The sequence below is a fragment of the Nocardia sp. NPDC049526 genome, from assembly GCF_044465765.1.
Lineage (GTDB): Bacteria > Actinomycetota > Actinomycetes > Mycobacteriales > Mycobacteriaceae > Nocardia.
The window spans coordinates 43,490-55,728 of sequence record NZ_JBITMA010000018.1; the positions used below are offsets into that span (position 1 = coordinate 43,490).

Sequence of the window (12,239 nt, forward strand, 5' to 3'; positions counted from 1 at the left end):
CGCCACCCGGCAAGCACTCGTCTATGGGAGCTACCCGGTGAGCCGATCAACTCGACGCGGTGCGATTGCCTCGGCCAGCAATGCGGTGATCTTGACCAGCCGCAGCCTGGCTGGGCGAGACAGGAGGCTGTGATCGGACCACATCGGCGCACCCACTGCGACGACACCCGCCCAGCGCACACAAACACGCTCGCCCCGGACCATCGGCCCGGGGCGAGCGCGCAATCACCGATCAGTCCGCGGCATCGATCTGCCTCGGCAGCAGCCGTGACACCATCGCGCCCACCGCGACAATCGCGGCTCCGACCCACACGGCGGGAACCAGGCCGTCGACGAAGCTCTGCGGGTTCATATACGACCCGTGCGAGGCGAATACCGAGGCCAGCACCGCCACCCCCATCGCGACACCGACTTCGCGGATCGTGCTGTTGGTGCCGGAGGCCATCGCCCGATCCTCCGGACTCGCACTGGCCATCACCACGGTCGCACCGGGTGCGAAGGTCAGGCCCATCCCGATGCCACCGAGCAGGAACGGCCCGACGAATGCGAGGTAGCTCGCGTCGACCGAGGCCACCGCAGCCATCCAGGCCAAGGCCGCCGCCAGCAACGTCTGTCCGGCCGTCAACAGATTCCGCGCACCGACCCGATCCACGATCATCCCGGCGAGTGGCGCGACCACCATCGGCGCCATCGTCCACGGCATGGTCCGGATGCCGGATTGCAGCGGCCCGAAGCCCTGCACCACCTGGAAGTACTGCGCCAGTAGGAAGATCGAGCCGAAGACGCCGACCGAGAAGGTGAAGACGGTCGTATTGCTCACCCGGAATGCCCGGGAGCGGAACAACCGCAGCGGCAGCATCGGATCCGGCGTCCGCAACTCCCAGGCGATCAGCAGTCCGAGCAGCAACGCGCCGCCGAACAGTGCGGTGAGCACGCCGGTCGAGGTCCAGCCGTCATCGGCGCCGTGGATCACGCCCCACACCACCGCGAGCACGCCGCCCGCGGATAACACCAGCCCGAGCGGATCCAGCCGCTTGGCCCGCCCGTGCGATTCGGTCAGCACCCGCGCCGCGAAGGGCAGCACCAGCACGCCGATCGGCACATTCACCCAGAAAATCCACTGCCAGCTCAGCCCCTCGACCACCGCGCCGCCGATCAGCGGGCCGAGTGCGACGCCGAGTCCGGAGATGCCACCCCAGATCCCGATGGCGGCACTGCGCATCTTCTCCGGCACCGCCGATGACAGCAGGGTCAGCGAAAGTGGCATCACCGCGGCCGCACCGAAACCCTGAATCGCCCTGGCGGCGATCAGCATCCAGGGCTCGGTGGCCAGCGCGCAGGCCGCCGATGCCGCCGTGAAGATCGCGATACCGGCCAGGAAGATCCGGCGGCGGCCGAGCCGGTCACCGATGGACGTGGCGGTGAGCAGCAGCGATGCGAAGGCCAGCGTGTAGGCGTTGACGAACCATTGCAGATCGGTGAGCGAGGCCCCGAGTTCGGTGCGGATCACCGGCAGCGCATTGGTCACCACCAGGTTGTCCAGCGTGACCATGAACATCGGGATGCCGACCGCGGCCAGCACGGCGGCCAGCGACCGCCCGTCCGCCCGCGGTTCGACGGCCACCTGCGGGGCGGCGGTTTCGAGTGTCTCGGACATATCCAGCCTTTGTTGTAATCGACTGATAACTAACTGCTCGAACAGTATGCATCGACTGATAACATGTCAAGGGCAGGCGGCCGACGACGACGAAGTGGAGCACGATGGCGAGTCCAGCCCGAACCCGGATGACCGCGACCGAACGCAGCGCGGAAGTATTGCGCGCGGCCATCACCGCATTCGCCGAATCGGGTTATGCCGCGACGAAAACCGATGAGATCGCGCGACTGGCCGGAGTTTCGCAGCCGTATGTGATCCGCCTCTTCGGCACCAAACAGCAACTGTTCCTGGCTGCGGCGAACCAAGTATGCGACCGCATCGAAGACATCTTCCGCGCGGCCGCCGCCGAAGGCATCACACCCGACTCCACGCAGGACGAGAAGATGCGCGCGCTCGGCCAGGGCTACAAGACGTTCCTCGACGAACGCGAACTACTGCTGGTGCTGCTACATGCCTTCGCCGCCGCCTCCGATCCGGCCATCGGCCCGAACGTCCGCGAGCGCTTCGGCGGCATCTACAGCGTGATCCAAGAGCTCACCGGCGCATCCATCGCGGAGATTTGCCGCTTCCTCGGCAACGGCATGCTGCTCACCGTGATGGCCGCCATGGGTGTCGCCGGCCCCGATTCGGTCGAGGTCTGCTGGGCCACCGACATGCTCGAAAGCCTCCGTGCCGAGGCGGAGTAGCCGGTGTGTCCCGTGCCGTGACGGCACGGTCTGCGGGTGCGCAGTTTTGCTCATGGTGATCCAGACCGATGGCAACGGCGTCGTGGTGCCGGAAAATGCGCGAGACCGCTTCGTCGCGGTTGATGGCAGCGCAGTCGATTTGTCCCCACGACCATGTCAGGAGTATCTCGCTTGACCACATCACTGCCGGTGAATCTCAAGCACACCAACGATATTCACCCCTCGGTCGATGTACCGCTGATACGCGAGGCGGTGTGTCCGGAGCGGACGTTGTGGTCGCCAGCGGAATTGCGGGAGTTGACCAGGTCGGTCGCCGATGCCATGGCAACACCGCTACTGGACATCGTGCGGTTCGATACGCAGCAACGCTGGTGGACCCGGCTGGCGCTGACCATGGGCGTCGAAGTGTGGCTGCTGTCGTGGGCACCGGGACAGGGCACCGAACCGCACGATCACGGCGGCGCCTCCGGCTCGTTCACGGTATCCATCGGCGAACTCGGTGAGGAATACCGTCATCCGGATGGCCCGGTCCGCACGACGCAATGGCGGGCGGGCGAAACTGTCGCCTTCGGACCGGAACGCGCGCATCGGCTGCGCAATCACAGCACCCGCCCGGCCGCCTCGGTACACGCGTATTCGCCACCACTGCGACCGGTCCGCGAGTACCGCACGCTCACGGATTTCGTGGGCGTATGAGCGAACGCAGTGAGCGAACCGGTCATGCCGCAGCCGAGCGCCAGCGAGGCGCAGACATGAGACCAGTCCTCGCCGGGACGACACCCTCCAAGACGACCTGCCTCCAGCTAAAACCTACGGGGACGCCGTCTCATTTCAGTCTTCGAAGGACAAGCGCCGAAAGCATTCCCTGGAGGTCGCAGCCATGAAAGAAGGTAGTGCTATCAGCGCCGAGGACAGGCTCGACCAGGCACGAGCCAAACTCAATCGTGTCGACCCGGAGCAGGCAGCGGCACTACTGGCCGACGGCGCGTTGGTCGTCGATATCCGCCCGCACGCCAACCGACTCGCCGAGGGCGAAATCCCCGGCTCGGTCGTGGTGGAACGAATAGTGCTGGAATGGCGACTCGACCCGACCGGCGCGCATCGGCTATCCGGTCTCACCGAGGACACTCCGGTAGTGCTGGTCTGCAATGAGGGCTACGCCTCCAGCCTCGCCGCCGCCGATGTCCTCGAACTCGGCATTCATCGAGCCACCGACCTCATCGGCGGCTTCCGGGCGTGGCAAGCGGCTGGACTGCCGGTAGTCCCCGGCGGCACACCGGCCATCCCCTAGCCCATCGCCATCGCGTTCCAAGCCCAGCTGTCGCATATCCAGTGCACGCCTCGCATCAGGCGTAGAACCTGTGCGCAACCGCCACTGGATATGCGCCACAGCCTTCCATGCCCCGGCCGTCACATACCCCGTGCACGCCCCACAAAAAGCAGAACCCGTACGCAACCGCCACCAGATACGCGCCACAGCCTTCCATGCCCCGGCCGTCACATACCCCGTGCACGTCGCACAGAAGGTAGAACTTGTGCGAGGCGTGCACTGGATATGCGCCGCCTCGTATGACTATCTCGCGTGCTGTACGCGAGCGCTGGCGTAGAGACAGATCGCCGCAGCCGCGGCCAGATTCAGACTTTCGGCGCGGCCGTGAATGGGAATCCGCACGCGATGATTCGCACGCGCGGCGACGGCAGGATCGAGACCGTGCGCCTCATTGCCGAACAGCCAAGCCACCGGCCCGGCCAACAGTTCGTCAGCGTCGTCCAGTCGACCTCCCCCTTTGCGGCAGTGGCCAAAACCGTAATGCCCCGCCTTTGACATGCGCGGCTTCTTCGGCGCCGGCATGCTACTCACCGTAATGACCGCGATGGGTGTTGCTGGCCCCGACGCAGTCGAGGCCGACTGGGCTGGCGAAATCCTGGAAAACCTCCGCACGCAAGGCGATTGAGCTCCCACCCACCGCCATCGCAAGTTGCCACCTCGCGCACGAAGTGAAAACGCCTTAAGTCGCCCATAAGTCCGATGCAAGCGCCCGGACGCATCGTTACTCCGACAACGCGCGACCTACCCGCCATCCCACGCCGGCGGGCCGCAACTTCGAGGAGCCCCCATGACCAGCAATCCCGACACCATCACCCGCGCGAAGCCCGACGTCACCGGAATGAAGATCGCGCACCGCGGGATGCTCGCCGACACCCGGCGTTTCGCGCAGATCACCGGACAGGTCGCGGCCGGATCCCCGTCCCCGCCCCCGCGCGCAGCGGCCATTGCGGAGTACTTGAATCTGCTCTGCGACTCCATTCACCACCACCACACCATCGAGGACGATGTGCTCTGGCCGATCCTCATCGCATCGGCAGGCCACGCCGTCGACGTCCACGAACTCGAAGACGACCACACCCAACTCGACCAGTTGCTGACCACACTCCGTGCACACGCGACCGCATTCGCCGTGGCAGGCGATAAACGAGTGGCCGCGGCCGAACTCGCCGAGACACTGGACACCGCACACACATTGCTCTCCGAGCACATCGCCGATGAGGAAAAGGTGGTCTTCCCGCTCGTCGATCAGTACGTCAGCGTGGAAGACTGGGCGCGCATCGAGAAGGCGGCAAAGCAGGGCGGCAACCTGAAATTCGAATTGCCCCGCGTGCTCCAGCACGCGACCGAACCGGAACTGGTGCGATTGAAGCAAGAGGCCGGTCTGGTCATCCGGCTCATGGTGAAGGTGCTGGTGCGTGGCTTCGACAAGCGTGAGGCCATCATCGCCGGCTGAGCGCCACCGGCCCAACGACTCTCTCGCCGCGTATAGGAGAAATCCGCCAAGTTCCTGCACGAGCAATACAGCCGGAGAACTGCGCGCGCCACGAACGCGAAACAGTGACGACTACAAGGGAATCCGACAAGGACGGCACGTATCCAACCGGCGCGCTGACATCCGTGTTCTCTGCGGAGACCAAGACCGGGCGTTTCGATCAGTCTTCTTACGCAGTTGTCCCTGCAATCAGTGATCGGGCCAATCGCTCAACTCGTTCGAGTGGGATCCTCGAGGGGAGCTCACAGTACCTTGTCCCGCTGTATCAGCGGCCTTACGGATGGGGTGACGAGCAGCTACAGGAACTCTGGAACGACGTAATCCAGCTCGCCGAAGATCGCACACATGAGCCGCAGGCGACCCACTTCATCGGATCTGTGGTGTTGGCCCCGACGCCGGCCGGCGTCGCAGGCGCGGTCACCCGCTTTCTCGTCGTCGATGGCGAGCAGCGACTGACAACCTTGACTCTGCTGCTCGCGGCGATCCGCGACTACCTGCGAGCAGTCGACGGCTCCGCGAGCCGCGACACCGACCGCATTCACAACCAGCTGCTGACAAATCAGTATCACGACGACCCGGATCGCCTGAAACTGCTTCCGACACAAGGTAGCCGACCCGCCTACACAGCCATCATCGACGGCAGCGCTACCGACGACAACGGCAATGTCGGCAGCGCGTACCGCTTCTTCAGGAGTCGCCTTGCCGAACTCACGGCGGCCGACGACATGCCCTTTGGGCTTTCGCAGGTCGTCCAAGCCGTGGTCTCGGGACTTTCGGTGGTGTCGATCAGTGCGCACCCCGGCGATAATGTCCACCGAATCTTCCAATCCCTCAACAACACTGGGTTGAAACTCACCCAGGGTGACCTCCTGCGCAACTACCTGTTTGCCTCCGCGGATATCTGGATATCTCTGACGACGAAATCGGTTCCAATGAGGTGTTCCGAGCCGATCTCATTGAACAGGGCGAACGAAGGGCTTCCGAACTCGGGAACCCTTACGAGAGGTATGGCGCCCCTTGGACAGGTAAGCCTCGCCAGGTCGGCGACTGATCCTGTGCCCAATGCCACGTAGCGTATTCATGCCGCGCGGTCGGGTATGAATAAGCGGTAGTGGCAATGCCGTTAACTTTGTGCGGATGCCGACAGTGGGCTATTTGTGAGCGAATCATGGTGGGTGTTCGCGGGATCGCGTGAGATCGCCTGTGGTGCAGTCGGTTCGGTGTATGGTGCCGGTTCGTGACGGAGGAGGCGGGCCGACTAACCGATCGGATCGGGGTTGGGTGTGCTGACGCCGGTTGTACACCGTGATCTGGTGGATGAGGTGCTGGCCGAGACCGGCCGTTGTGAGCAACGGCGGCGGTTGTCGCCGGCCCAGGGCGTGGTGTATCTCATGCTTGGCGATGACATTGTTTTTCGACGACGCCTACGATCGGAGCCGAGATACCGATCGTCCTGGTCAGAACCTACGACGTGATCACCATCGACGGCGAGAACACCTATGCAAGATCGCATTTCGGCTAATCACTATCAAACCGCAGCAGATGATCGCGGCGGGGAACCCTCACTGGCCGCGACCGTACCGTTCGCAAGGGCAACCATGCCAGCCATTATGCCGGCCGGATGCGCAAATTCGCCGCCGCGCGCTATGCGCAGGACCGCCTGCGCAATGGCGGAAACATTCACGACTTCAGTCCCCACTGAACCAAAGATACCCATTCCTACGGATAGCGGTCTCAGCGGCATCGCGCAATACGACAAGCATCGCTGCTTCTTTGTCGTTGTTCGGCGACAGATTCGCCAGTTCGTCCAAGAGCATGGTCAGCTGGGTTGTATTGAACATTGTGTCCGCGTGCGCGTGAAGACCTCGAAGTATCGAGCCTGCCGGAACATTCTCTCGATACTTGACAAGCGTATCTTCCGCGTCTCCATATACCAGATCGATCCGTTCGTGGTTTCGATCTTGAATAATTAGGTCGATTCCCAATTCAACTCCTGGTATCTACGGGATCGGATACATGGTAATAATGCCGCCGAAGCGGTCGGTTATGATCTTGTACCGACTGGTGGCGTGACCACCCAACTGCTCTGACACGCTGCCGATGACTTTACCGGCGTCAACCTCGCGTTCAAAGTTGCCGTCGTGGTTCGGCCCTCGTGCCGGTGAGTTTTCGGCTGCCTCGGCCAGCTCGTCGAGCTCCTCGCCGGTAATCGTGTCAGGCCAGGTGCCCTTTGAAGGATTATAGTTGGGAGCGCCTTTCACATGCTTCCCGAGGATGTACTTTTCAACTTCATCAGTCATACCCGGAGCCGGGTTGCCCGGAGCCAGCGGCAAGTTCTCGAATTTATCTTCGTCATCGATGTAGACCTTCATGGCGATGATGGCACCGAGTTTGAGCGCGATATCGGCGAGGCTGGGGACCTTGTCGAAAACGGTGACCGTGAAGGCCGCGGTTCCCGCGACCGCTGCCGCGGTGCCGATTATTTTGATGAGTTTGCTGGTGTCGTAGGTGCTTTTGAGCACTCTGGCTGTGTTGCCGGCGATCGCTACGACGCCGACCCCGGCGGCCACGTCGCTGAGGGCGGCGGTGATCCAGGAGGCGGCGACGCCGATGACGACGGTGGTTCCGGCTGCTATCAAGGCGTTGGTGACCGCGTCCCGGAATTTGTCGCGGGTTTCGGAGGTTGCGGTGCTGTATTCGGCGACGGGTGTGGCGAGGTTGAGGGATGCGGAGGCCAGTTGGGTGGCGCCGCCGTTGAGGGTGGTGAGGTGGCCGAGGAGGGGCTCGAGGCCTTTCTTGTCCTGGATGTCGCTGAAGAGGTTGGTGATCTCGGTGATCCGGGATGCGGCATCGGTGATGGTTTTGTGTTCGGCGAACGTCTTCCATGTCGATGCGGCCTTGGCGAGTTTGTCTTTGTTGCCGTTGGGCAGCTTGCTGCCGAACTCTTCCTGGATCTTCCCGACCAAGGCGTCGTAGAAGCCCGGGATGCTGCCCTTTCCCTCGGTGACACCGTCGCCGTTGTTGCCGACCGAAGTCGGGATCGTGACCTTGTACTCCGACATCGCCGTCGCGGTGGGCCGGTCGGGCATCGAGTTGGAGTTATTGCTGAGCGCCCAGTTGTATCCGGCGGCGTAGAGCATGTTGCCGAAGTTGGTGAGGGCGTCGGCCAGGTTCGTGCAGGTCTGCATCGTTTCCTGGGCGATGCGGTCGTAGGTTTTGCCCCATTGTTCGCAGCCGGCGGTGTCACCGGCCATGCCTGCGCATTCGCCTTTGACCGCGTCGTGGACCGGTTTGTCGGCGGCACGCAGGTCGGTGGCCAGGGCATGGCATTTCTTGCCAGCCTCGTAGTAGGTCTGCCAGTCGATCGCCAGTACACCCACGTGTCTTATCCCTGGGAGAACATTTTGTAATTGGTGTCGTGGGCGGTGGTGTAACGCGCGTGGGCCGCCTTCGCGGCGTCGCTGACATCCTTCACACTCTCGACGAATTCCCTTGCTCCAGTGACCCATTGAGTATGAGCATCGGTATACGCCTGGGCGGCAACGCCTTCCCACCCACTGCCGACCAGCGTGGCGACCCGGTCGTCGATCTCATCGAGATGCTCGCCGATGAACCCGGCCAGACCCGACAGACGGACCACGATCTCATCGAGATGGTCCAGGTCGACCGAAAACTCAGAGCTCACGGCAGATCCAAACTCGACGTGCTCAATGTGGCGGCGTTGCTCTCATCTTGGGCCTGATAGGTGTCGGCGGTAACACCCAGCTTCTCCGCCATGCCGGTCAGAGCGGTCATGATCTGGACACCGCCGTCACGCACTTCGGTCCAGCCCTCGGAGAACTCGTTGGCCGCGTCCCCGGTCCAGCTGCCATCGGTCAGCGAAGCGACGTCCTTAGCCGCGGAATCCAGTGCCGTGCGCAGTGCTTCGGCCAACTCGTAGACGTACTTGCCGACCTCGCGCACCTTCTCGGGCACCACCGAGAGGTTCTGGCCAGAGGCTGGTCTCCCCCCATCACTCATGACGCGAATCCTAACCGACGCCCGTCGAGGTGGCGATAGAGCGAGCTGGAAGACCTTGGGGCTCCGGGCGTGTAGGTCAGCGGCCCATTCGATAGCGCCTTGTTGGGGTCGCCCACTTCGAGTTCCGCAGCGTGGCTGCGGAACTCGACATTTCGAGAACACCGCACCGAGCTTCCGCGACGCGGCCGCTCTGTTCACCGCACCCCGTCGAACGCGCGGAAATCGAAGGTCCACAGCACGGAGGAGGCTTCCGCCGACAGCGCCAACAGGCTCGAGAACTGGTTGAATCGTGCCTCCAGCACCGTGGCTTGGTGCTCACCGGACCGGCTATCGATCGACTGCCAATTTTGTGGTCAGCTCGGTTAGGAATTGAACGGATTTGCGTTTGTCGTCGTCTGTCAGGTGGAGGCCGCCCTCAGCTGTTTGGGTTTCGGTATCCGAGATCTCGAGAATTGCGTTCCAATTATTGATGCGGGTAGCGAACCGTACCGTGTTCGAACGGTCTGTTCGCAGGTCGTACACCCATACCGCCTCGCCCAGCTCTGGCTGCTTCACGTATCCACGGCGACCCTCTGTTGGGTCCGCATCGTCCGGTGCGTTTCGCATCTGGTAGTTCCCAATCGGGTTCTGCCCCTGGGCAAGCGAGCACCCTCCGCTCCACTTAAGGACGAGGTCTGTCGAGACGATTGGGATGGATCGCACTTCGACGGCGTGCAACTCGGTTGTGAAGAAGTTCTTCAGAGCATCGCACAGCTCTCCCTGCGTCATCGTCGGTCGAGCCTGAGACGACACGGGTGTTGCAATGGGCGGCGACGAGGAGCATCCGGCCACCAAGGCCATCGCAGCAGTGGCTACCACTGTCAGCAAGCCAATCCTCACTGAGGCACCGTCCAATCCGACTTGTCCCCGTCTTTCGTCGACGCGTCGCCGATTGCTTCCCGGATTCCTTCGATTCCAGTCCCGTAGGAAGATTTGACCCCACTGGGCCACTTATTGTCAGGCAGACCCTTTTGAATCTCTACAATCTGCGATATTTTGTTACCTTCAATCATATTAGTCTTGGCGACGTCGCCCATACTTTTCACGATACCGATAATGAAGGTCCTTGCGGCCTCGACCACCTTTACCAACTCCTGCGCAACAGAGAGCGCGCCTGAGAGCGATATGGATAGCATACTCTTGACGCTGTTGAAAAAGCCGTCCTCAACCTTCGAGATCAACTCCTGCACTTTCGTGGCAATCTCGCCGTATAGAGTCAACTCTGCCCCAGCGATAGTTTCCAAGCTGGCTGCGATTTGATTAAATTCTATCGGTAAGTTGTCCAATGCAGGCTGTTGCCTGGTTGTGCGCATTTCTTCGTACCTGGTAGCCGCATCGCCCGACCACTCCGAGAGTTTGGTGTCAACGAAGTCGCCGCCTGCGGCGACCAGGTTATTCTTAAGGTTGCGCCACTCGTTCGCGACGTCGATGAACTTGACTGGAACATCTAGATCGGGTTCGAGTTTCTTGAGCTCCTCCCAGGTTTCACGAATGGCAGCGTTTGCCTTGTCACGTTCGGCCCAAATCTCGTCGACGGCATCTTCAACCGACCCGGTCAACACCCCCACGGGGTTGTTCACGACGCCGGCATACCCGTTTGCTCGGACAAGCTTTACAAGGTGCCCGCAGGCTGAGTCCACCTTCGCTGGCAGATCTCCCACGTCAATTACCTTCGCACGAAGATACGATGACTTTTCGAGCAAGCTTTGCTTGTCATCTGCGACTGTCATATCTCCCCCTCGAGCTTTGCCAGCTTTCCTTTGCTAGCGAGGTCTTCCGCTTCATACGTATCGGCCGCGGATTTAAGGACTTTGCCGATATCCTCGAAAACGGTGACACCTTCGTTCAACCTGTCTCGGAATTAGCCAGGCGCTGGTTGATACTTCGACAGGGCTTCCGCGAACGTGCCCGCTTCTGACGCAGTGATTTCAAGTTTTTTGGTTGTCTCAACTCCCGCCTGGAGGTTCCTGGCAGCTTCACCCCAGCTGGTGGCAGCCAATCTCATCGCTCGCAGGTTAAGTGTCAGCTTATCTGCCATCACCCATCCGTTCTTCTAGGAGCTGCAGCCGATGGTGGTCCAACCGATATTCCAGATCATCGTCTGCATAACGTGAATAGTCCCCCCGGACGATGCGCTTTGGGCGCATGGAACGGATCTGATCGGCGCACCACAGGATTTCGTCTACGATCCGATCGGGCTGCGCGGTCGCTGCCCATTCATTTCGCACCTCGATCGACAGCAGTCGGGATACGTCAGCGGTCAGCCTGACGGGATGTTGTCCGTGAAATATGACTTGACCCGATGCTTGGAAGTGGCCGCTGTTGATCATGCTGCTGGACGCGATGCTGTATTCCTCCCAGGTTCGAGTCTCGAGCAACACCATCAGAATTGTCCGGTGATCCGGGATCGCTGCCTCCGAAATTTCTTGCGGAGTCGGCCGACGACCAGATGCGTACAACTGGTCTATACGCTTCTCCACAGCGGCTCTGTAGGCTGCCATAAGTTCGGCGCCTACCTCATGGGGAGCAACATAGCGGCTCCACTGCGGACGGATCAGAATGCGGATCGGAAGGCATCCGCGGTCGAGTTCCATTGAGGCGAAGGATGACCCGATACGGGTTGGAGTTGCGAATGAGTCAGCCGCCGCAAAGGGGGCCTGCGCCTGTGGCGGCGTCGACTTGGTGACGGCCGGTGATGGTTTCGGCTCGACAGCAGGTGGCAGCGAAACAGGCCGGGCGGCGTTGGACCTCTTTGGTACAAGTGGCTCTTCGTCCCAGTACTCATCGGGGTCGTCGTAGTGATTGAAGTATCCCCCCGCCGCCATCACATCACCTCATAACCTTCTGACCACTGCGCGGGACAGTGTCCTTTTGTGGTTTGAATTGACATCGAACCCCTCCCCTGCAGTTGGCTGCACCCTACGGCGACGACTGCCTGTCAGCCTCTCGGGCGTCGTCCGGTTTGTCAAGGTGACGATGATCTTGCCTATCCTTGAAATTGCCTGGCCACCAGGG

13 protein-coding genes and 2 pseudogenes are annotated in these 12,239 nt (G+C 61.7%); 6 read left to right on the forward strand and 9 right to left on the reverse strand.

The window, feature by feature from the left end; all coding sequences use genetic code 11:
• Positions 1–232: 232 nt before the first annotated feature.
• Positions 233–1,657 (reverse strand): MFS transporter, encoded by a 1,425-nt coding sequence (locus tag ACIBW7_RS37600; RefSeq protein ID WP_397054957.1) that lies wholly within the window; start codon positions 1,655–1,657, stop codon positions 233–235.
• 104 nt (positions 1,658–1,761) lie between these two features.
• Here ACIBW7_RS37600 and ACIBW7_RS37605 point away from each other — a divergent pair, with 104 nt between their 5' ends.
• The 3 genes from ACIBW7_RS37605 (at position 1,762) to ACIBW7_RS37615 (ending at position 3,634) form a co-directional block, all read left to right on the forward strand.
• Positions 1,762–2,343: a TetR/AcrR family transcriptional regulator gene (locus tag ACIBW7_RS37605; RefSeq protein ID WP_397054959.1), complete on the forward strand. Its 582-nt coding sequence runs from the start codon at positions 1,762–1,764 to the stop codon at positions 2,341–2,343.
• A 171-nt stretch (positions 2,344–2,514) separates the two neighbouring features.
• The gene (locus ACIBW7_RS37610; protein WP_397054961.1) at positions 2,515–3,039 is read left to right on the forward strand and encodes a cysteine dioxygenase; all 525 of its coding nucleotides are present in this window, start codon (positions 2,515–2,517) and stop codon (positions 3,037–3,039) included.
• A gap of 184 nt (positions 3,040–3,223) precedes the next feature.
• Positions 3,224–3,634: a rhodanese-like domain-containing protein gene (locus ACIBW7_RS37615; protein WP_397054963.1), complete on the forward strand. Its 411-nt coding sequence runs from the start codon at positions 3,224–3,226 to the stop codon at positions 3,632–3,634.
• A 282-nt stretch (positions 3,635–3,916) separates the two neighbouring features.
• Here ACIBW7_RS37615 and ACIBW7_RS37620 read toward each other — a convergent pair.
• Positions 3,917–4,158 (reverse strand): annotated as a pseudogene (locus ACIBW7_RS37620) (TrmH family RNA methyltransferase); the annotation flags it as partial.
• Positions 4,159–4,460: 302 nt separating this feature from the next.
• On the opposite strand from ACIBW7_RS37620, the gene ACIBW7_RS37625 reads away from it, so the two are divergent.
• The 3 genes and pseudogenes from ACIBW7_RS37625 to ACIBW7_RS37635 form a co-directional block, all read left to right on the forward strand.
• On the forward strand, positions 4,461–5,126 hold the full coding sequence (locus ACIBW7_RS37625) for a hemerythrin domain-containing protein (RefSeq protein ID WP_397054965.1): 666 nt from the start codon (positions 4,461–4,463) through the stop codon (positions 5,124–5,126).
• A 104-nt stretch (positions 5,127–5,230) separates the two neighbouring features.
• The gene (locus ACIBW7_RS37630; protein ID WP_397054967.1) at positions 5,231–6,238 is read left to right on the forward strand and encodes a DUF262 domain-containing protein; all 1,008 of its coding nucleotides are present in this window, start codon (positions 5,231–5,233) and stop codon (positions 6,236–6,238) included.
• Between the two features lie 164 nt (positions 6,239–6,402).
• Positions 6,403–6,596, forward strand: a pseudogene (locus ACIBW7_RS37635) (transposase domain-containing protein); the annotation flags it as partial.
• A 257-nt stretch (positions 6,597–6,853) separates the two neighbouring features.
• On the opposite strand, the gene ACIBW7_RS37640 reads toward ACIBW7_RS37635, so the two are convergent.
• The 7 genes from ACIBW7_RS37640 to ACIBW7_RS37670 all read right to left on the reverse strand — a co-directional run bounded on the left by ACIBW7_RS37640 (position 6,854) and on the right by ACIBW7_RS37670 (position 12,049).
• Positions 6,854–7,150 carry a hypothetical protein gene (locus ACIBW7_RS37640; protein WP_397055144.1) on the reverse strand — a complete coding sequence of 99 codons (297 nt, stop codon included), beginning with the start codon at positions 7,148–7,150 and terminating at the stop codon, positions 6,854–6,856.
• Positions 7,151–7,165: 15 nt separating this feature from the next.
• Positions 7,166–8,545: a hypothetical protein gene (locus ACIBW7_RS37645; protein WP_397054969.1), complete on the reverse strand. Its 1,380-nt coding sequence runs from the start codon at positions 8,543–8,545 to the stop codon at positions 7,166–7,168.
• A 5-nt stretch (positions 8,546–8,550) separates the two neighbouring features.
• Positions 8,551–8,850 carry a WXG100 family type VII secretion target gene (locus ACIBW7_RS37650; protein WP_397054971.1) on the reverse strand — a complete coding sequence of 100 codons (300 nt, stop codon included), beginning with the start codon at positions 8,848–8,850 and terminating at the stop codon, positions 8,551–8,553.
• Positions 8,847–9,185 (reverse strand): ESX-1 secretion-associated protein, encoded by a 339-nt coding sequence (locus tag ACIBW7_RS37655; protein ID WP_397054973.1) that lies wholly within the window; start codon positions 9,183–9,185, stop codon positions 8,847–8,849. Before ACIBW7_RS37655 ends, ACIBW7_RS37650 begins: the two co-directional genes overlap by 4 nt.
• Before the next feature lie 327 nt (positions 9,186–9,512).
• Complete coding sequence (locus ACIBW7_RS37660) at positions 9,513–9,953, reverse strand: hypothetical protein (protein WP_397054975.1); 441 nt, start codon at positions 9,951–9,953, stop codon at positions 9,513–9,515.
• A 107-nt stretch (positions 9,954–10,060) separates the two neighbouring features.
• Positions 10,061–10,954, reverse strand: coding sequence for a hypothetical protein (locus ACIBW7_RS37665; protein WP_397054977.1), 894 nt, complete (start codon positions 10,952–10,954; stop codon positions 10,061–10,063).
• Between the two features lie 297 nt (positions 10,955–11,251).
• Entirely contained in the window at positions 11,252–12,049 is a 798-nt protein-coding gene (locus ACIBW7_RS37670; RefSeq protein ID WP_397054979.1) for a hypothetical protein, read from the reverse strand.
• Positions 12,050–12,239 lie beyond the last annotated feature (190 nt).